Below are 20,562 nucleotides of genomic sequence, written 5' to 3'. Positions count from 1 at the left end.
GGTAAAATGAGAATAGCTCATACTCGTCCTCCGTGTTAAGTAAGTGGTGTGGTAACTTCTACTTTACACGAAGCGAGGTGAGCTTTTTGTTTTTTTTAGGTGTCGCACTTAATAATACAATGTGTCATATAGAAAAAGAAAGGAAGGCAGAAGTGTTTTTTAAACGATCGATTTATTAGAAACACTCGATTCGAATTTACGTTTTGAGATTACATAGTTTATAGCAATTCCTAACGAAAGGATCAATATGAAACTTAGTAAATAAAACGGTTCCATGACACCTACTTTAGAAACACCAGCCGTAAACAACATTAATAATACAATTCGTATTCCTGTACCAATTAATCGAAATAAGCTGTCTACACGTCCCATTACTTCGTTTGGAATTTCCTCCATCATCAATACATTTCTCGCCACCCTTGTACCCGCATTTCCAATTGCATGAAAAATCGCAAGTCCATATAACAACATTACGGAAGGTTCAATAATTATTGCGGTAATTGAAATTACATATATGAGCATAGTCATAACGATTGAAACTTCTGTCTTTATATATTTCATCATAATTGGAATACTTATTCCCGCAAGAACCGCTCCGACACCGTACATCATACCTTCTATTGCGTATACAGAGGCACTGGCTTTTAATATATCTGAAATGTATACCGGGATTAAATAATTTGCCATCATGACACCGATAAACGGCATATAAGTCGCAAGTAAAAACCAAAAGAACTTCGGACGCTTTTGCATGAAGTGAACCCCTTCGAACAATTGCTTCTTAAATGTTACTTTCTTTTTTACTTCTTTTTTCTTTACGTACGGTATACATAAGAAAAGGACGAATGCTCCTGCAAAAGTTAACATATCTACTAACAAGATCCATTTTAAAGAAATGATTTCAATAAGGAAGCTTGCAGCCGCTCCTGAAATAACTTGAGTTAACTGTCCTTGTATTTCCATTGTTCCACTTAAATTTTTATAATGTTCTGCTTGAAATATCTCTTGGTTGAACGCAAATATTGTAGGATAAAATAATAAATAGTAAAATGACCCTGCTATATAAATAAGAATATAGTGTATAGAATGATAAGGTTGCCCAGTAAATCCCCATATAGCCGTCATTCCTATAACGACTATCCCAATACTTTCATTACATAATAATAAAGATTTTCTTGAAAAACGATCAATACTTTGCCCGATAAACGGTGTTAATAAAAACATAATAAGAGTTGCGATAATGGAAACATAACCAAACGTTGTCTCTCCTCCACTCTCTTTAATTAACAACCACGGAATCATTATCATAACAATACCGGAACCAATAGCTGATAAACTATTGGCCCCTAGAATGAAATACAAGCGTGAATCTTTATACAGAGATGGCATATCACTCAACTCCTAGTTGTTTTTTCACCTCTTTATATACGCCCATATATGCTTTTAATTCTTTAACTAAATCATGAATTAATGGTTTTGCATCTTCTCCGAGTTCACCGTCTTGTACATGAAGTCCATCAAGCACAACTTGTTTTGGTATTGCATTTGCGTATACCCCTCTAGCAACAATGCGCATACTGTTTAATGCGTTAATTCCACCTTTACCGCCTCCTGCAACCGCAAGTAATGCAACAGGTTTATGGATGAATTCACTACTACTTAAATAATCTAATGAATTTTTCAGCGCGCCGCTCATCGCATTATGATATTCTGGTGTACATAATACTACCCCATCAGCAGCTTTCACTAACGCCTTTAATTTTTTTACCGCTTCTAATTCACGTTGTGATTCTTCCCCGTTATATAATGGTAATTCTTCTATCGCTAAATCATATAATTCCCCTTCAAATTGATCTGCAATATATTTTGCCACCACGCGAGTTCTACCGAATTTTCTTGGTGTACCATTAATAACAACTAGTTTCATCATTATTTCTCCCCTTTGTTTTCAAGTTATACTTATATATTATCAGAAATTTCTATACAAAATACAATATAAAGAGGGAACTAGCTTGATAAAATAGTATGATAGATGTAAAAAAGAACTCATACGAAAGTATGAGTTCTTCACAGTTACTTTTCCTACCCTTTATGACTCAGTATTCCTATACTACCTTTAGCTTCAAAATGGTTATACGCTTTTTCTGCTAATTTGATACGTTCTTCTGGTAAGGCTACATATTTCATAATATTTTCTATTATTTTTTCATACGGAGTAAATACAATTCCTGGCCACTCTATCTCGTCCTCTGGGTTACTATTTTCCGAAATAATAAATTTCTTATTTGCCACTGCATAAGAAACACGAGGTGTTTCAAGAATGCCTGATAAGTAAAAATGAATATTTAATATAATTTTAGACCTAGCAATAAGCTCATTTCTAGCAATTCCCCACACATTATTTTTAAAAACAATATTTAAATTTGGTGCAACTGCTTTTAATTGATCAAAAATAGCTTGCCGCCTCGGATTAAGAGCACCTATAAACAGTATATCAATGTCTTCCGTAATCTCATCTTCAAATGCATCTTTTTTTATTTCTAGAGTTGGTGCATAGTTCATTCCTACATGTTTTATGTCTTTTCCTACTCCCTTTTGTTTTAACCATTCTATATTTTGTTTACTATAATCCCAAATTTCCTTATCTTTTAATAACATTAAATAAAGTGGATGCGCATAAGGGCTTCCTTCATATAGCTGTTCTAAATTATAAATAATTGCATTTTTCGGAAGTAGATTTGGGTTATGTGCATATGTATGTGCTCCAAAAACAATTGTATTTTTTACATTCTCTAGTATTGTTTCTGATATGATTGCTGTATTTCCCTCCTGCTCCAATCGCCATTTCAGAGCTCGCGCGACATCTATGAAACTACCATACGTCTTTGGGCATATAAACAGACAATAATCATACCCTTTATTTAAATACGCTTCCATTAATCTTAAATTATTTTTATATAAATCTACATTCGGATATTTAAGTAAAAGCTCATTTGCATATTTTTTTGCTACTTTATATAATCCAGCATAATAAGCGGCAATGCACCTTCTTAATTCGATTATTTGCCGATGCTCATCTGCTACGTCCATTTCTAAAAGAAGATTTGCGATACAATACGCTTTTAAATGATCACGATCATAATAGTAATCTAGTAGTGGCATCAATTCTTCATACGTATTTCCATGCACAGATTCCCCTAGTTCTAGCGCCCATCGTATTAATTCCATGATTACTCCACTACTCCTTTAACTGAGATTGTATTTAATAAAATTTCGCATTACTTTCCACCATATTTGCTATATGCAACGGTAACTCTTCTTTTTTCGACTCCAAATATTTTTGTGATACTGCACCTAAATGTTTTTTATGCGGTATATAAAAAGCACTGATAGAAATCTCATAATCAAATAAGTAATCATACACATGATAATCTACAAATAGAAGATCATCTTTTGGAAAAGGAACTTCCTTCCCTTGCAGGGCATACATCAAAGCAATATTACTTTGAGATTTTAATCGATACATTCTTGCAAGTTGATATAATGGCTCAGCTCTAGTTGGTCTATATTCCCACGCTTTTTGAAAATAAAGAACAGCTAATGCTGTATATTGCTCTTCTTGCTTCTTAGCATTTTCTTTTTCATTAGCTTCTGTTACTTCAAGTTGTTTATTTGCTGAACGGTTTGCTAATTGTTCGTAGCAAAATCCTATCCGCAATAACGAATAGAACACCTCTTCAACCCATCCGCCTGCTTCCACTCTTTTTTTATACCATTTAATCGAATCTTCAAATTGGCTTAAATGAAAATAAGTTTGGGCTAAATAAAATAAGTATCTTATATGCAGATCTGGCGTTGTTTCTGGGTCGTTTATTCCTTGTAACAACAATCTCTCATCTCTTTCAAATTTATCAGCTTTACTCCCTCCATCCCCAGGGTCATTAACGACAAGCGTCTCTAGCCTAGCTACTCTCGTATTGTAATTCGCTCCAACTTTGGAACGATCTATATCCCAATACTCATGAGTAACACCGACAGATTTCCATGGTAAAGACGCTTTTAAAAGCCGTGTAAGCCAATACTTAATATGAATATCATATTGCAATGTAAGATAATGGTCTTCCGTTAAACTAGTTTTATCAAACTCAGGATTCACTTCTAATATCATATCAGCATCTAATATTAATAAATAATCTGCTTCTGGATATGTTTTTTGTGCCAATGAAACAGCTAAACTTCTGTTATAACCGAAATTTTTAAATGATTCATGATGAACTGTTCCAGGGATTTCATTTTCTTTACACCAATTTTCAATAATTTCAGGTGTATTATCAGTTGATCCAGTATCACAAATAGAAACAAAATCTACAATTGATTTCGTTGCATTTAAACATCTTTCCATAATTCTAGACTCGTTTTTTACAATCATACAAAGACATAACTTTTTTTCTTCCTTTATATTGTTCACCTGCTCATTTCCCATTTAACCACCTCATATTTTATTAACACGCTCTTCTCATATGTAACAACATTTCTTAGCTATATTGATGACATAGGCACCCTTTTACTATTTATGAAAACTTCATTTTATTTATTCTTACTTTTATGTTGGGACATCTTTCATGCTTCGCTTTATATTTGATACACCCAGTACAAATAAACGCTGGTTGATTGGTATTTTTAAATTGGTGGTTTCTAACACTATAAAAAAGAAACTTGCGCTTATGCACAAGTTTCTTTTCAAAAACATCCTTATTTTTTTACAACCTCATGTCCACCGAACTGATTACGAAGAGCTGAAACTACTTTTCCGTGGAATGTATCATCTTCTTGAGAACGGTAACGCATAAATAATGACATTGCGATTACTGGTGCTGCCGCTTGAAGTTCAAGTGCAGTTTCAACAGTCCATTTCCCTTCTCCTGAAGAGTTCATCACACCTTTAATGCCATCAAGTTTCGGATCTTCTGCAAATGCTTTTTCAGTTAAGTCCATTAACCAGCCACGGACAACAGATCCGTTCGCCCATACTTTTGCAACATCTTCATAATTGAAGTCAAAATCACTTTTATCTAACACTTCAAACCCTTCAGCAATTGCTTGCATCATTCCGTATTCAATACCGTTATGAACCATTTTCAAGAAATGCCCACTACCAACGCGGCCAGCATAAGAGTACCCATTCTCTACTGCTAAATCTTTAAATAAAGGTTCTAATTGATCATAAATTTCTTTTTCTCCACCAACCATTAAGCAAGCACCGTATCTAGCTCCTTCTACACCACCTGATGTTCCGATATCTACATAATGTAAACCAAAGCTTTTCGCTTCTTCAGCACGGCGTAACGTATCTTTATAGAATGAATTTCCCCCTTCAATAACGATATCGCCTTCCTCTAATAATGGATAAACTTCTTTTAATACTGACTCAACAACTTCTCCCGCAGGTACCATTACCCAAATTGTGCGAGGAGCTTCTAGTTCAGCAATCATTTCTTTTAATGAATGGCAAGCGGTGATACCTAATTTATCCGCTTTTTCAACAAGCTTTTTATTTACGTCATATACAACTACTTCATGCTTGTCTTCATATAAATGTTCCGCTAATGGGAATCCCATTTTTCCTAATCCAATTAAACCTAGTTTCATATTAATCAATCTCCCATTCTATACAAATATATTTAATAACGAAATTAGTCCAAGTGCTACAACAGATAATATTGTCTCCATTGCAGTCCATGTTAATAATGTTTCTTTCACAGTCATTCCAAAATACTCTTTAATCATCCAAAATCCAGAATCATTTACATGTGATAAAATTAATGACCCTGCACCTGTTGCAAGTGCTAGTAGTTCAACATTTACACCTGGCGTACTTGCTGCAATTGGTGCTACAATTCCAGCTGCTGTCATCATTGAAACAGTAGCTGATCCAGTTGCAATTCGAATGAGTGCCGCAATTCCCCAACCTAATAATATCGGTGAAATATGTGACTCTTTCGCCATTTCTGCGATTGTCGTTCCAATTCCAGAATCTAACAATACTTTATTAAATGCTCCGCCTGCACCAATAACTAACAGTATGTTCGCAATAGGTCCTAAGCAATCATTTGTAAATTGTAATACTTTATCTTTTGAGAAACCTTTTGCGTAACCAAGACTAAAGAAAGAATATATCGTTGCAATTAATAACGCGACTACCGGATCTCCAATAAAGTGCAATACTTGTGCAAGTTGACTTGTTTTGCTTAATGCTACTTCCGCAATCGATGCACCTAGCATAAGAAATACTGGAAGTAAAATAGTAAACAATGTATTTCCGAAACTAGGAAGTTCCTTCTTCTTATCTCTTTCAATAAATTGCTCCGCTATATCTAATGGTACTTCTTTATGTATACGAGCACCGATCCATTTCCCGTAAAGCGGACCTGAAATGATTGCAGTTGGAAGTCCAACAATTAATGCATATAAAATTGTCTTCCCTACATCTGCTTTAAAAATACCTACCGCTGCCATCGCTGCTGGATGCGGCGGAACGAGCCCATGTACAACAGATAGTCCTGCTACAAGCGGAATACCGATTGTAATAAGTGATACCCCAGTTTCTAACGCAATTGTAAATACTAATGGAATTAATAGTACAAATCCAACTTGGAAAAACACCGGAATCCCTACTAAAAATGCAACGAACATCATCGCCCAGTGAACACGTTTCTTCCCAAAACGATCAATTAATGTGTTAGCAATTCGTTCAGCACCCCCAGATTCGGCCATCATTTTTCCAAGCATCGTTCCTAATGCTAAAACTATCGCTAAAAACCCTAACGTATTACCAAGCCCTAGTTTAATAGAATCGATAATCCCTGGATCTTTTGGTGAAGTTCCAATCAATGGCATTCCCATTGCAAGCCCTACACCAATTGCTGTTAAAATTAACGCGACAAACGGATGCCATTTCACTACTGTAATAAGTAAAAGTAGTATGACAACTGCCGCTAGTACGATCCCAACTACCATTTCTCCCAATCCCCCTATTGTTTACGTTGGAAAGCAGCTATACAATCAAATTCTTCTTTCAAGCGATTGTAAAGTCGTTCATACATATAAAACATTTCTAAATATATAGCCGTATTTTCTTTATTCGGTACATGGTGATGAACAATATCGATCCAATCCTTTACCTCTTCAAGAGAATCAATCTTTCCTACAGCATATAAAGCAACTGCCGCCGCCCCAAGCGCAGATGCTTCATGACTTTCAGGAACAAGCAATTCTTTACCCATCATATCGGATAACATTTGTCTCCAAAATGCAGATTTCGCAAATCCTCCTGAAACACGTATTTCAGTAAGTGGCCCTGTACAATCCCTGATTGCGAGTGCAACAGAATATACACTCATACAAACGCCTTCCATCACTGCACGTATAAAATGTTCTCGTTTATGCTGAAGGTTAATTCCAAAGAATGTACCGCGAGCATTTGCATTCCAGTAAGGTGCACGTTCTCCAGATAGAAACGGTAAAAATAGCAATCCACCCGCTCCAGCTGGTACACTTTCCGCATATTTAATTAATAAATCATACGGATCAATTCCAAGTTTCCTTGCTACTTCTTGCTCCGGACTACCAAATTCATCACGTAACCATCTCAGTAAAATTCCACCGTTATTCGTTGGTCCGCCGATCACCCAGTGCTCGTCTGTTAATGCATAACAAAACGTTCTTCCTTTTTCATCTGTATTAACACTCGATGAAATTGTTCGAACCGCACCACTTGTTCCAATCGTAATTGCAGCTGAGCCAGGTGATATTGCCCCAACACCTACATTCGCAAGAACACCATCACTTGCACCAATAACAACTGGAGTATCTTCGCGAATACCCATCCTTTGTGCTAATTCTGGCTTTATACCCGATAAAATATATGTAGTTGGCACAGGTTTTGATAATTGTTCTGGAGACATATGTAACATCGTTAAAACATCTTCATCCCAATTTAATGTTTCTAAATTAAATAACCCAGTAGCTGATGCAATTGAATAATCCACTACGTAACGTGAAAACAATTGATAAATAACATACTCTTTAATAGAAATAAATTTATAAGCACTTGTATATAATTCTGGTTCCTCTTCTTTCATCCATAACAATTTAGATAATGGAGACATTGGATGAATCGGTGTACCTGTACGTCTATAAATTTCATGTCCATTCATATGTTGTAATAATTTTTCTGCTTGTTTCGTACTCCGATTATCTGCCCAAATAATAGAGCGCGTTAATGGCGCGCCATTTTCATCTACAGCAATTAATGCGTGCATTGCTGTACTAATACCGATTGAAGAAATATCTTCTGGTAATACATTACCTTTTTTAATGGCAACGCTTACACTTTTATACACAGCAGCACATATTACATCAGGATCTTGCTCAGCCCATCCGACTTTCGGTTGAATAATTGGATAATCAATTGCATGTGACGCAACAACTTTTCCTTTTTCTGTGAACACAACCGTTTTTGTACTTGTGGTACCGATATCAATACCGATTACTCTCCCCCTTGTTTCCATGCGAATCTTCCCTTCATTTCTAGCAAAATACGATTTAGTAAACCGTTTACATGAATTAGTATATAAAATATTTTTTCTTTAATCAAGTTTTAAAGAGAAAATTTTTTTCATAACGAAAAATAATTCCCCATCTTCATCACTTGTTAAAGTGCTTTGTGGTGGTACAATTCGCTTAAATACATTTACTCCTTTTTAGGGAATCCCTCAACTAATTCTGCAAATTCGATTTCTGTTTTTGGTTTTGGGAGTGGAGAAAGAGTTGTATTTGCAGGAGCTACCTTATCTGAAATCATTATTTTTCCAAGTAATATGGGATTAAACCAAATTTCAGCTGTAAAAGGTTGATCAGAACGATTTGTAATCGTAAATGCATTTACAAATAAATTTATATTTGAATGACAAGGGTTAACTAATCCCCCCAAGCATTTTTTCCTTCTCCTAAATGAATGGTTTCAGTTTGCCCAACAAAATACTTTCCTTATATATATATCAAAAATAATATAGATAGATTTATATGTTTGTAGTGTTTAAAAAAGAAGATACGATTTATCAATCGTATCTTCTTTTTTTATCTATTTAGCATAGCTCTCTTTGTAACAAAAAGTTTACTTTATTATCTAGTAGCAATTTAAATAGTTTAACATAAAACGTTATTAACCGTTTATAAATAGAATACAAATTTTCATGTAAATGTAGACTTCTCATTATTTTGAACAGAGGTCTACATTTATTTTATATTAATGGTTTTCGCCAATAAACACCATAATGATCAATTTGAATTAATGGTTCAGTTATATTGTTTTGTTGTCGAAAATCTGTTACAGCTGCTTTACATGTAGTTAATGCATAGTCATCAATAATGATAAATCCACCCGAAGAAACTTTATCATATAAACTTGTTAAACTATCCATTGTAGATTCATATAAATCACCATCAAGCCTAGCGATTGCAATTTTTTGAATTGGTGCAGTAGGTAAAGTATCTTTAAACCAGCCTTTTAAAAATTTCACTTGATCATCAAATAAATCGTATTTTTTAAAGTTTTGTTGAACTTCTTCCAGAGATACACGTAAATAATCTACGGTATATAATAAATCACCTTCATCTTGAGGATATTTTTCAATATTAGGGGCAGGTAACCCTTCAAATGAATCTGCAACCCATACATTACGATCTTGTATATTATAATTTTTTAAAAATCCTCTCATAAATATACAGCTACCACCTCTCCATACGCCTGTTTCAATAAAATCTCCAGGGATGTTTTCTTTTATAACTGTTTCCATGGCATGGTGTAATTGATCTAATCGAGCGCGACCAATCATACTATGAGCAATAGCTGGCCAATCTAATCCATATTTTCTGTTCTCGGGATTAGGGTGGGTTTGATGCATTAATTTTAAATTATGAATTTGCATAAATGTTTGTAATGCCTGAGGTATATCTATGTAAGCAGGTGAATAATTTTCATGTTCTTGCCATATTTCGAAAAGAATTGCTTTTTTTAGTAGTTCAAAATATAAATTATTTTCTTGTTTTATAGTCATTAGAATAATCCTCCCATTTTTTAATATCTTTATTATAAGGTATTAAAAAGTTGTATATATATTCTTTATAAAAGGAGTGAAATTATGAAAGATTGGGTATATTATTTGCCTGTTTTTGAAGTTGATACTTATGATCCTCAAATTAGAACTTCTGAGTGGAGTGGTCATACTAATTTTGCATATGATTTAGTACGATTTATAAAACCAGAAAAAATTGTTGAGTTAGGTACTCATTTTGGAACTTCTTTTTTTAGTTTTTGTCAAAGTGTGAAAGATGGAAATCTTTTTACTAAATGTTTTGCCATTGATACATGGCAAGGCGATTTGCATAGTGGTTTTTATAATGATGATGTTTTTAATAAGGTATCTACTATTACCAAGTTGTTTTATCCTAGTATGTCTCAATTGATACGTTCTACATTTGATGATGCATTAAAGTTTTTTGAAGATGAAACAGTAGATATATTACATATTGATGGTTATCATACTTATCAAGCTGTTTCACATGATTTTTCAACTTGGCTACCTAAATTAAAAAAGAACGGAATTGTATTATTTCATGATATTTCAGTAAAAGAAAAAGATTTTGGAGTATATAAATTTTGGGATGAGATAAAAAATGTATATCCATATTTGGAATTTGTACATTCATCTGGTTTGGGGGTTTTATTTCCTAAAGGTCATGATGAAAAAATTGAAAATATATTAAAAAAAGCAAATGAATTACAAAATCGATATACAGGTAATTTTTTACAAAATATAGATGAAAAAAACAATTCACTACCTTTAGTTAGTATATTAATACCAACTTATAATAGGCCACTATATTTTGAATTAGCTTTGCAATCAGTACTGAATCAAACTTATCCAAATATCGAAATTATTATTGGGGATGACAGTACAAATGATAAAACAAAAAAATTAGTTGAGGATAAATATTTACCTTTTTATAAAAATATAAGATATATAAAAAACGATGAAAATGTAGGACAATTTAAAAATGATATAATGCTTTTTAATTTAGCAAATGGTGAATATATTAATTATTTAATGGATGATGACTTGTATACAGAAAAAAAGATTGAAAAGATGATGAATTATTATGTAATGGATAAAAATGAAGAAATTAAATTAGTAACATCGTATAGAAAATTAATTGATGATTCAGGTAATTTTTCACAAGATATTTGGTCGACTAAGCCATTATTTGTAGTAGATGCAATTTTAGATGGAAAACAGTTAGGAAAAAAAATGATTACAAGTCAATGTAATTTTATAGGAGAACCTACAACAGTGTTATTTCGTAAAAAAGATTTAATCTATCCATTTGGTATGTTTAAAGATAGAAAATATTTATGCAATATTGATGTGGCTTCATGGTTAACATTATTATCACAAGGAAAAGCAGTATATATAGCAGAACCACTTAGTTATTTTAGGTTACATATAAATCAACAATTAAATGGGCCTAATAAAATAATAGATGGATTAGAAGACTGGTATCATGGAATTACAATAGGAAGACAAGAAGGTTTTTTTACTTCTCATGAAGATTATGTTATTGCTATTAGTAATTTTATTAATCATTCTAGAACGATAGTAGAACTACCAGAATTAATAAAAACTAGTTTCTATCAAGAAATTTTTAATATTTAATTATAATTAATGGATGATAGAAATGAAAAGATAAGAGGTAGTTGCTTGAGGGTATGTCAATGGTACCGGACTGAACCCAAAATGGTATGGTGAAGACTCCTACGTTGCGTGTATATATCGATAAAATGAAAAAAAGGCCATCCTTTCTGTGTAATCCTAGGAAAGGATGGTTATTTGTTTAAGAGAATTTCTATATAGCAGATGCAAAAGTAGATCTTATCCCTTTTGGGAGGTCAAACTCAAACACTTGTATTTAAAGAATACAAAACTATATTTGTTGAAGGGAACACATTCCACTTTTCACCTCATGTTTATTATATAACTGGGTAACAGTGAACTTTTTAAAGTGAAAAGTACGAGTTATTTTATTTTCGATAGCTTAAATTATGTGAAATCAAAAAGTGGAATTAAATGAATATGGTTATTCTTTTACTCACAAAAATCCTAGTAGTAATTGAACTGACCCCATAAAGTTAGACACGTTATTTCATTAAGCGGCTGTTAGGGCGTGAATTCGGTATTTTACTGGACTCACACCCTTTAATTTTGCTTTAATTCGTTTGTGATTATAATAATCGATATATTTTTCAAATTCTTGTTTAAAGTGTTCTATACTCTCAAAATCTTTGAGATAAATAAATTCAAATTTCATAATACCAAAGAAACTTTCAATAACCGCGTTATCGTAACAGTTCCCTTTACGAGACATACTTTGCGTAATCCTGCGTTCCTTTAAGGCATGACGATACTTCTTCATTTGATAGTGCCAACCTTGATCTGAGTGAATCAGAAGATTGGCTTCCTCTGGAAATTGTCTCAAGCCTTCTCTAACATCCTTGAGACAAGTGAATAGGTTGGTCTTGAATCAATTGTATAAGCAATTATCTCCCCGTTAAATAAGTCTAACATCGGTGATAAGTAGAGTTTCTCACCGCATAATTTAAATTCTGTTATATCTGTAACCCATTTTTCGTTCGGCTTTTCAGCTTTAAAATTATGTTCTAAAATATTGGGTGCAGTTCACCTAGTTTTAAAGCTTTTTTTACTAAGTTTATGTAACTCATTCTCCTGTGTGGAGCAGGCTCCCTACTATCATTTTTTTAACTTGTAAATATATGTTCTATACTATAAAATTTAATAGTATTTATATTTTTCAGAAAAATAAAACGATACATTGGACTTTATTGTATAATGTTGTAAAAAGATGTCGGAGGGATTTAATGTTACATAAAATATCTCAATTCACAGTAAAGCTTTCATCGATTCTTTTATCACTCTTACTATTATTAAATCTACCTTATTTATTTATGACTCAACAAGGATTCAGCTTTCAACCAATTTATTTTTTTAACCAGATCGTTACTATGTTAAAACAGGTTTTTTCACCTGAATCATTAGTGGTTATAGGATCCGACCCACAGTTTGGTCAATTCAAAAAAACACCATTATTTCCAACTGTTTTAGAACCTTACCTATATTCATTTACTGTATTATTTTTAGCCTTTCTCCTTGCGCTCTTTATCTCATCTAGTATGGCATTTTTTTATTTTTTAGCAAAAGATTATATAAAAAAATGGATAAACCGAATTGTGTTCATATTAGAAGCTGTCCCTGATATGATGATGATGATTTGTTTGCAAATATTTTTCATATGGTTACTTAAGAAATTCGGGGAATCTCCTGTCACCATTATTTCTTTTAATGAAAATCGAGCTTATTTACTCCCTATTTTATCTTTAGCTGTCTTACCTACACTACAAATGTTTCGGATGATGGTGTTATACATAAAAGAAGAACATGGAAAACATTATGTAGAGGTTGCATATGGAAAAGGCCTTTCATCAAGTTATATACTATGCATTCATTTATTCAAAAATATATCTATCCACTTCTTTCATCATTTAAAAACAATTTTTGTTTTCTTACTTTCTAACTTATTCATTTTAGAATTTGTTTTTAATATGCAAGGCATTATTCAGTTTTTATTTAAAAAGGCGTTTATTTCACCTCCCGCTGCATTTATCATACTTGTCATGATTATTTTACCGTTTCATTCCATTTTCCAAATAATCTCTCTCATGATGAATAGATGGCAAAAACAATTGAAAGGAGCAGCTTTATGAAATCTATTTGGAAATCAAAACGCTTTTTAATCGGCTTTACTTATCTATTCATACTTGTTTCAGCTAGTTTTATTTATAGTTGGTTCTTTAAAGATAACATCCCCAAACCTCCTCAGTTACTTTACAATGACAATAACGAATTACTTGGAAAGGCCCCCTTTCCGCCATCGTTAATACCGCCTTTTGGATCTGATCGTTTTGGAGAGCCTGTTTTCTTACAAATTGTAGAAGGAGCAAAATTCACCATCTTATTAGCTGTGGCAATTAGCTTCTTTCGAATTTTATGCGGGACATGTATAGGAATCCTCTTAAGTTTATATGCTCCAAAATTCAAGAGATTTTTCCAGGCATGCTCAGAAGTTTTTTATTATATCCCAACTCTATTTATCGCATTTATACTCATCACGCCCGTTAATATTGTAATCACATCAAATGCTGATAGATTAGATCCAAATATTTCATTTGCGTTTTATCAAGTACTCGTACTTATTTTCGTCGCTCTGCCTACACTTTCATTATATATATCCTCAGAGGTTGATGAATTTATGAAACGAGATTACATTTTAAGTTCCCAATTACTAGGAGGTAGCCGTTTTCATATTATCAAAAAACACTTACGGGTCTTATTACTTGATCGCCTATTTGTGTTATTCATGGAACATATCGTCCAAACGCTCATCCTCGTTATCCATTTAGCGTTGCTTGATATTGTAATTGGCGGGATACAAATGCGTGAACTCTATGACGGAGTGCTCAAACCTGTTTCTCTATCTAATGATTGGGCAGGCCTTATTGGATTAAATCGTTATGAAATGAATCTTTCATGGTGGATTATTTTTTATACTCTCGCTTCATTCTTTATTACGATTCTTTTTATTAAGCTTATGACAATCGGGATTCAAGATGCACTGAAAGCAAGAGATTCGCAAACTGTAGCAATTCAATCCGTTCCAGATCAAAAGAAATTTGTTAAACATAAAGATTCTTTTTCGTTTGCAAATAAATTAAACCTTTAATCATTTCTCATTAATCGGCATTGATATTAGTAGAATATAAAGAAGATGATCACTATTGAATACAGGGATCATCTTCTTTATGCCGTCTAACTTTTTACATGTCCTTTGCTAGACTCATGCTTTTTATATTTAAAGTGAATTATTTACAATCACAATTATGTTGTTTAAAATCGATTACCATACGCCCTTGAATTCTACCTTGTTCCATTTCTTCGAATACATTTTGTACTTTATCTAGAGAACAAGTTTGAACAACTGGTACTACTTTCCCTTCTGCACCGAACATAAATGCCTCTTCTAGATCCTTACGAGTACCTACTAGAGAACCAACTACTTCAATTCCGTCTAGTACAAGGCGTGGAATGTTCAAATCCATAGTTTCTACTGGTAAACCTACTGCAACGACTTTACCACAAGCACGTACTGCGTCAACTGCTGAGTTGAAGGCTACTTTAGAAACGGCTGTTACTACAGCAGCATAAGCACCACCAAACTCCTCTTGAATAATCTTATCAGCAGGACCTTGTGAAATTGGATTGATAGTCATATCAGCACCAACCTCTTTTGCTAAGGCTAATTTATCGTCATTAATATCTACTGCAATTACCTTTGCACCAAATACATTTTTAGCATATTGGATAGCTAGGTTACCTAATCCACCACAACCATAGATTACGATAGGTTGACCAGGTTTAATATCTGATACTTTTATTGCTTTATATGTAGTTACGCCTGCACATGTGATTGATGATGCTTGAGCAGGATCTAATCCTTCTGGTACTTTCACCGCATAGTCCGCTGTAACAATACATTGTTCAGCCATACCACCATCTACTGAATAACCAGCATTCTTAACTTCACGGCAAAATGTTTCTCTACCAGTTACGCAATATTCACAACGTCCACAAGATTGGAACATCCATGCAATACTTACACGGTCACCTATCTTTAGTGAAGTAACATCATCAGCGATTTTCGTCACAATACCTACACCCTCATGACCGAGAATGCGGCCATCTGTGTTTCCAAAATCATGATTTGCAACGTGTAAATCAGTATGACAAACCCCACAATACTCTACATCTACTAACGCTTCACCTGAGTGTAACGGACGTAATTCCTTTTCAATCACTTCAATGTTTGCTTTACTATTTTTATTAACTACTACTGCTTTCATATGTGATCTCCCCTTTAGTGTGTTAGAATTTTTCATGAGTTCGTCTCACAACTTCTGTCTTCACTAGTTTGGCTAATCATTATGCCAAATGTAAGTGTTCAATCATCATTACATGTTCATCATAACATGACTCTTCATAAACACATTGTGAAATTATGAACAATGTTTGAATTATTGCATAAGTCGGTTTTTATTTTATATTTTTAACAATGAGAGTCTATCACTGACTATAAGTAAGTCACATATTTCTACAAGAAAATAAATCAGCAAACTATTTGCCAATAAAAAAAGCCCTTCATTTGAAGAGCTTTTCTTATATTCGTTTCATCGAAATTGTTTCACGTATGCTTTGTAAATTTTGCAATGTTTCTTCTTGGCGTTGTAACGATAATCCAACATATAAAGTATCTAATAAACTCAACTGTGCTAATCGTGATGAACTTGCTTCTGTACGGAATTCCGTCTCGCGTGTAGAAGTATAAAGTGTTATGTCAGCAAGTTGACTTAATGCTGATTTCTGATAGCTCGTAATCGCAATAATGCGAGCTCCCCTTGCTTTTGCTACTTCTAACGCTTCCAGTAATCCTTTATTACTACCTGAATGAGAAATAGCAATCACAACTGCTTCTTTCCTAAGTAAACCCGCACCCATAATTTGAAAATGTGAATCTGTATGTGCAATACAAGAAATACCCGTTCTCATAAATTTATGATATGCATCCATCGCAATAATACCAGAACCACCATTTCCGTAAAACTCAATTCGGCTTGCTTCTTGTAAGGCTTTTATAGCTTGCTCTAATGCTGTGTCATTTAACAAATGTAATGTATCTTGCAGTCCTGTAATATGCGAATGAAAAACTTTTTTAGCAACAGTTACCATACTATCTTCTGCAGATACTTCTTCATGAATATTTTGCATCGGAGTCTGTACAATTTCACGAGCTAATGTAATCTTTAAATCTTGAAACCCTTGCAAACCAAGGTGTTTACATAAGCGGAATATCGTAGCTTCGGAACTATTCGTAACTTCTGCTAATTCAGTAATAGATTTATGTACCACATCTTGTGGATGTTTCAATATATGTTCGGCAATACTTCGCAATTTTGGTGACAAACCGTTTAACGAAGCCTGAATCTTACCAATCCCACTTCTTGTTCCAGGCATAGCATATCTTCCCCTTCCATCGTAGCTTTATCCCGTAAAAACCCAATTGGTGTGGGCTAATAATCAGCGGGAATAGACCCTCCACTAATTAAAGTTTCACTTTATTGTACCTAATTATTGAAAGAAGAAAAACCTTTATTCAGCTTCACTATATATTTTATTAGCTTTTATACATTTTGTCGTAACATCTTCAAAAGATAATAATCCTGTTTTTGTATTTATTTTTATTTTTTCATCAATGTATTTCATTCGAAACATTGCAACTTCCTCTTGAAAAGAACAAAGATAAAGCTCAAGTTTATACAATACACCATAACGTTTCGGCACTATAACATAGAGTTTATTTTGTGTTTCTATAACTTGAATTACTTCATTGTTTTCTGTTATATATTTCCCCACACATTTTAGTTTATCGAAAAAATTCACCTCATACGCCTTTATAGGACTGGGCATCTGAATCTCTTCCCCATGTATAATCTTAGCTATGTTATTTGCAATCTCTATGACTGGTGTAATATTTATATTACTTAGTACAAAAATACAAACATTATCTTTTTCATATCGAATCATATAATTCACAAAACCATTTATATCACCAAAATGACTAGTAGAAATATATCCTTCTCGTTCAATAGCCCAACCATATCCATAATAATCCGAATATGCAGTAAACATTTTTTGAAGTGAACTTTCTGAAATCACCTCTCTACTTCGCAACGCTTTATGCCATTTAAACAAATCTTTAACTGTCGAATACATTCCATATGCCCCTAGTGGAAATGACATATCGATATGTTCAGTTTGTTTTATATCTCCAAATATCGTATATCCTGTTGATAAAGATTCTACTATTTCTCTATACTCATCCTCACATCCAGTATTATGCATTTGGAGTGGTTGACATATATGTTTATGTATATATTCTTTATATGATAAACCAGTAATCTTTTCGATTATAATTGTTAATAAAATATAACCAGAATTTGTATAACTATATCTCTCACCTGGTTTAAACTCTAACGGATACGTCTTTAATACATGCACAATGTCATCTTTAGATACAGGTTTCCTCATTATATCCGACCAATAATTAGGCCAACTTGTAAAATTTGAAATACCCGATGTATGAGTTAATAGGTGGTGAATTGTAACATCTTCTCCATAAGAGAATCCCTCTATATATTTTGAAATTGAATCTTCTACCGAGAGTAATCCACGTTCTTCTAATTGTAAAATTGCTGTACTGGTAAATCCTTTCGTTAATGAACCAATTCGAAATTTTGTATCAATAGTATGAGGAATATTAAATGTGAAATTCGCTATTCCAAATGCTTCACTTAACAATATTTCATCATTTTTTGCAATAAGTACTGTACCATTAAAATAACTAGCTTCAGACAAACTTGACATGTACCGCTGTAATATAGCCCTTACTTTCATACACTCCTCCTAAATAACCCCATGTTTCACCGCATATAATGCAGCTTGCGTACGATCATCCACTTCCAATTTAGCCAAAACATTTGAAACGTGTGTTTTCACAGTCTGTTCTGTAATATGAAGCTCTGCTGCAATTTCTTTATTGCTTCGCCCTTTCGCAATTTCCCAAAGTACTTCTTGCTCTCTTTTCGTTAACATGGAAAAAGGGGTTTCTTTTTCTTTCTTGACTGCTGACCGTCCTAATAGCGCTGGTGTTACTTTCGGATGAAAATTCGCATTTCCTTCATGTACTGCAATGATAGAAGCTACAAGTTGTTCAGGTTGTACTTCCTTTAGTTGGTAACCATCTGCTCCAGCTTCTAGTGCTGGTAAAACATAATCTTGCTCTGAAAAACTGCTTAATATTAGTATCTTTATTGTTTCATCATATTGTTTTATTCGTTTTGTTGCTTCGATACCATCCATCTTCGGCATTGATAGATCCATTAACACTACATCTGGCCTTTCCGTTCGGACAAATGTTAATGCATCTTCACCATTTTCTGCTTCCCCAACAATTTCAAATTCTTCTCTCGTTTTCAAAAAGAATACAAGTCCTCTTCTAACGATATGATGATCCTCAACTAATAGTAATTTAATCTTCAACCTTCTTCCCCCTTCAAACCGGCAATTGAATTTCAATTTTCGTACCCTTTTTCAGCTCAGTTTTTATTTGAAATGACCCATTCAATAACTGAACACGCTCCTTCATGCTTTTTAAACCGAGTGCTGACTCTCTTACGTGATCTTGTATAAATCCTATTCCGTTATCCTCTATGTAAAAATACAGCTGGTTATTTTCTATTTTCAAAAGAACATTTACCTTTTCACATGAAGCATGTTTTTTACAATTGTGTATCGCTTCTTGACTAATACGCCATAAAACTTCTTCTATTTCATCTCCAATTGAAACCATTCCATCAATTCGAACTTCCACGTGAATCCCTAACAACTTTCCGTAATTTTTAATTGCTTCAGCTAACCCTTTCTCTAATCCTTCCGGTCTTAATTGCCAAATCAAAAGTGTCATCTCTTGTAATGCTTCCTGTGATAATTCTCCAATATAGCTCAACATCTCTTGCAATTCTCTATCTTTCGTCATATTGAGTGTCCCTTTTGCTGTTAACATAATAGAAAATAACAATTGTTTTACTGAATCATGTAAATCACGAGCTAATCGATTTCGTTCTGCTACAACTACGTATTTACGTTCTTTTTCCACTAACTGAATACGTTGGATTGTCGTTCCTATTTGAAATGCAATTGATTCTAATAATGCTAATTCTTCCTCTGAAAAATGTGTTTTTTGAGGCGCGGCCACATTTAAGAGACCAAACTTCTCCGACCCAGACCTTAATGGAATTGTCGCATGATGCGTAACATCTTCGGTCTCTCCCCAATTACGTTCAATCGCATCCTCTATTCGCTTACATTCAATAATATTAGTCGCTTTTTCCAATCTGCCATTCACGAAACGCTCTACACACCAGCAGTCTCCTTCACACATTGGCTTCTTCTCTTGCCAAATAAGTGCTGGTGGTAAGTTTTCGTCTACAAGCATACGGTGCTTTCCACTTTCATCAATAAAAAAGATCCACCCTGTTTGTAAATTCATTACTTGTAACAATGTATGTAACACTTTTTCTAACATGTCTTGTAAATCTGTTGCTTCATTTAATAATTCAGCAATTGCTTTTAATGCTTCTAATCGACGCATCTCTTTTTCTTCAAAGTTCATATTCATCACCAACTACCATTATAACATTAAGAAATTTCTAAATTCTACAAATAAAGAAAGAACTGAATTCCTTCAGCTCTTTCTTCT

Annotated in this window: 17 protein-coding genes and 3 pseudogenes; 4 read left to right on the top strand and 16 right to left on the bottom strand. The window is 33.5% G+C overall.

What is annotated here, in order from left to right:
* Positions 1 to 159: 159 nt before the first annotated feature.
* From CO726_RS26330 to CO726_RS26290, 10 genes are all read right to left on the bottom strand, one after another.
* Positions 160 to 1,389: an MFS transporter gene (locus tag CO726_RS26330; protein ID WP_099686211.1), complete on the bottom strand. Its 1,230-nt coding sequence runs from the start codon at positions 1,387 to 1,389 to the stop codon at positions 160 to 162.
* A 1-nt stretch (position 1,390) separates the two neighbouring features.
* On the bottom strand, positions 1,391 to 1,927 hold the full coding sequence (locus tag CO726_RS26325) for an NADPH-dependent FMN reductase (RefSeq protein ID WP_099686214.1): 537 nt from the start codon (positions 1,925 to 1,927) through the stop codon (positions 1,391 to 1,393).
* A 155-nt stretch (positions 1,928 to 2,082) separates the two neighbouring features.
* A complete protein-coding gene (locus CO726_RS26320) occupies positions 2,083 to 3,228 on the bottom strand; it encodes a CgeB family protein (protein ID WP_099686210.1) in 1,146 nt (381 codons plus the stop codon).
* Positions 3,229 to 3,262: 34 nt separating this feature from the next.
* On the bottom strand, positions 3,263 to 4,483 hold the full coding sequence (locus CO726_RS26315) for a tetratricopeptide repeat-containing glycosyltransferase (RefSeq protein WP_099686209.1): 1,221 nt from the start codon (positions 4,481 to 4,483) through the stop codon (positions 3,263 to 3,265).
* Between the two features lie 269 nt (positions 4,484 to 4,752).
* Positions 4,753 to 5,649 (bottom strand): phosphogluconate dehydrogenase (NAD(+)-dependent, decarboxylating), encoded by an 897-nt coding sequence (gene gnd / locus CO726_RS26310; protein ID WP_099686208.1) that lies wholly within the window; start codon positions 5,647 to 5,649, stop codon positions 4,753 to 4,755.
* 18 nt (positions 5,650 to 5,667) lie between these two features.
* On the bottom strand, positions 5,668 to 7,017 hold the full coding sequence (locus tag CO726_RS26305; protein WP_136699859.1) for a GntP family permease: 1,350 nt from the start codon (positions 7,015 to 7,017) through the stop codon (positions 5,668 to 5,670).
* A gap of 14 nt (positions 7,018 to 7,031) precedes the next feature.
* Positions 7,032 to 8,570, bottom strand: coding sequence for a gluconokinase (gntK, locus tag CO726_RS26300; RefSeq protein ID WP_099686207.1), 1,539 nt, complete (start codon positions 8,568 to 8,570; stop codon positions 7,032 to 7,034).
* A 78-nt stretch (positions 8,571 to 8,648) separates the two neighbouring features.
* Positions 8,649 to 8,738 (bottom strand): hypothetical protein, encoded by a 90-nt coding sequence (locus tag CO726_RS33060; RefSeq protein ID WP_342750822.1) that lies wholly within the window; start codon positions 8,736 to 8,738, stop codon positions 8,649 to 8,651.
* A 14-nt stretch (positions 8,739 to 8,752) separates the two neighbouring features.
* Complete coding sequence (locus CO726_RS26295; RefSeq protein WP_342750817.1) at positions 8,753 to 8,992, bottom strand: DUF6143 family protein; 240 nt, start codon at positions 8,990 to 8,992, stop codon at positions 8,753 to 8,755.
* Positions 8,993 to 9,302: 310 nt separating this feature from the next.
* Positions 9,303 to 10,118 carry a TylF/MycF family methyltransferase gene (locus CO726_RS26290; protein WP_099686206.1) on the bottom strand — a complete coding sequence of 272 codons (816 nt, stop codon included), beginning with the start codon at positions 10,116 to 10,118 and terminating at the stop codon, positions 9,303 to 9,305.
* Positions 10,119 to 10,202: 84 nt separating this feature from the next.
* Here CO726_RS26290 and CO726_RS32635 point away from each other — a divergent pair.
* Positions 10,203 to 10,856, top strand: a pseudogene (locus CO726_RS32635) (class I SAM-dependent methyltransferase); the annotation flags it as partial.
* Between the two features lie 21 nt (positions 10,857 to 10,877).
* Positions 10,878 to 11,762: pseudogene (locus tag CO726_RS32630) on the top strand (glycosyltransferase family 2 protein); the annotation flags it as partial.
* Positions 11,763 to 12,264: 502 nt separating this feature from the next.
* On the opposite strand, the pseudogene CO726_RS26280 reads toward CO726_RS32630, so the two are convergent.
* A pseudogene (locus CO726_RS26280) lies at positions 12,265 to 12,791 on the bottom strand (IS3 family transposase); the annotation flags it as partial.
* Between the two features lie 203 nt (positions 12,792 to 12,994).
* On the opposite strand from CO726_RS26280, the gene CO726_RS26275 reads away from it, so the two are divergent.
* Together CO726_RS26275 and CO726_RS26270 are read left to right on the top strand one after the other, a co-directional pair.
* Entirely contained in the window at positions 12,995 to 13,897 is a 903-nt protein-coding gene (locus tag CO726_RS26275) for an ABC transporter permease subunit (protein WP_099686204.1), read from the top strand.
* A complete protein-coding gene (locus tag CO726_RS26270; protein ID WP_136699858.1) occupies positions 13,894 to 14,913 on the top strand; it encodes an ABC transporter permease in 1,020 nt (339 codons plus the stop codon). The genes CO726_RS26275 and CO726_RS26270 overlap by 4 nt, the downstream gene beginning before the upstream one ends.
* A 139-nt stretch (positions 14,914 to 15,052) precedes the next feature.
* Here CO726_RS26270 and adhP read toward each other — a convergent pair whose 3' ends face one another.
* From adhP to CO726_RS26245, 5 genes are all read right to left on the bottom strand, one after another.
* Positions 15,053 to 16,090, bottom strand: a complete 1,038-nt coding sequence (adhP, locus tag CO726_RS26265; RefSeq protein WP_099686202.1) for an alcohol dehydrogenase AdhP — start codon at positions 16,088 to 16,090, stop codon at positions 15,053 to 15,055.
* 313 nt (positions 16,091 to 16,403) lie between these two features.
* Positions 16,404 to 17,258, bottom strand: a complete 855-nt coding sequence (locus CO726_RS26260; RefSeq protein ID WP_098759969.1) for a MurR/RpiR family transcriptional regulator — start codon at positions 17,256 to 17,258, stop codon at positions 16,404 to 16,406.
* A gap of 135 nt (positions 17,259 to 17,393) precedes the next feature.
* Positions 17,394 to 18,698 (bottom strand): serine hydrolase domain-containing protein, encoded by a 1,305-nt coding sequence (locus tag CO726_RS26255; protein WP_099686201.1) that lies wholly within the window; start codon positions 18,696 to 18,698, stop codon positions 17,394 to 17,396.
* 9 nt (positions 18,699 to 18,707) lie between these two features.
* Positions 18,708 to 19,343: a response regulator gene (locus CO726_RS26250; protein ID WP_099686200.1), complete on the bottom strand. Its 636-nt coding sequence runs from the start codon at positions 19,341 to 19,343 to the stop codon at positions 18,708 to 18,710.
* A gap of 13 nt (positions 19,344 to 19,356) precedes the next feature.
* Positions 19,357 to 20,475: a GAF domain-containing sensor histidine kinase gene (locus tag CO726_RS26245; protein WP_099686199.1), complete on the bottom strand. Its 1,119-nt coding sequence runs from the start codon at positions 20,473 to 20,475 to the stop codon at positions 19,357 to 19,359.
* Positions 20,476 to 20,562 lie beyond the last annotated feature (87 nt).

This window comes from Bacillus fungorum (genome assembly GCF_002746455.1).
Taxonomy (GTDB): domain Bacteria; phylum Bacillota; class Bacilli; order Bacillales; family Bacillaceae_G; genus Bacillus_A; species Bacillus_A fungorum.
Note: the sequence above shows the minus strand (reverse complement) of the source record. Positions and strands in the feature narration are given on the sequence as shown.

Excerpts from the sequence above, each read along its gene's own strand:
- CO726_RS26305 (WP_136699859.1), bottom strand. The coding sequence starts at position 7,017 with ATGGTAGTTGGGATCGTACTAGCGGCAGTTGTCATACTACTTTTACTT.
- CO726_RS26255 (WP_099686201.1), bottom strand. The coding sequence starts at position 18,698 with ATGAAAGTAAGGGCTATATTACAGCGGTACATGTCAAGTTTGTCTGAA.
- CO726_RS26260 (WP_098759969.1), bottom strand. The coding sequence starts at position 17,258 with ATGCCTGGAACAAGAAGTGGGATTGGTAAGATTCAGGCTTCGTTAAAC.
- adhP (WP_099686202.1), bottom strand. The coding sequence starts at position 16,090 with ATGAAAGCAGTAGTAGTTAATAAAAATAGTAAAGCAAACATTGAAGTG.
- CO726_RS26290 (WP_099686206.1), bottom strand. The coding sequence starts at position 10,118 with ATGACTATAAAACAAGAAAATAATTTATATTTTGAACTACTAAAAAAA.
- CO726_RS26315 (WP_099686209.1), bottom strand. The coding sequence starts at position 4,483 with ATGGGAAATGAGCAGGTGAACAATATAAAGGAAGAAAAAAAGTTATGT.
- CO726_RS26245 (WP_099686199.1), bottom strand. The coding sequence starts at position 20,475 with ATGAACTTTGAAGAAAAAGAGATGCGTCGATTAGAAGCATTAAAAGCA.
- gnd (WP_099686208.1), bottom strand. The coding sequence starts at position 5,649 with ATGAAACTAGGTTTAATTGGATTAGGAAAAATGGGATTCCCATTAGCG.
- CO726_RS26330 (WP_099686211.1), bottom strand. The coding sequence starts at position 1,389 with ATGCCATCTCTGTATAAAGATTCACGCTTGTATTTCATTCTAGGGGCC.
- CO726_RS26325 (WP_099686214.1), bottom strand. The coding sequence starts at position 1,927 with ATGAAACTAGTTGTTATTAATGGTACACCAAGAAAATTCGGTAGAACT.
- gntK (WP_099686207.1), bottom strand. The coding sequence starts at position 8,570 with ATGGAAACAAGGGGGAGAGTAATCGGTATTGATATCGGTACCACAAGT.
- CO726_RS26320 (WP_099686210.1), bottom strand. The coding sequence starts at position 3,228 with ATGGAATTAATACGATGGGCGCTAGAACTAGGGGAATCTGTGCATGGA.
- CO726_RS26270 (WP_136699858.1), top strand. The coding sequence starts at position 13,894 with ATGAAATCTATTTGGAAATCAAAACGCTTTTTAATCGGCTTTACTTAT.
- CO726_RS26275 (WP_099686204.1), top strand. The coding sequence starts at position 12,995 with ATGTTACATAAAATATCTCAATTCACAGTAAAGCTTTCATCGATTCTT.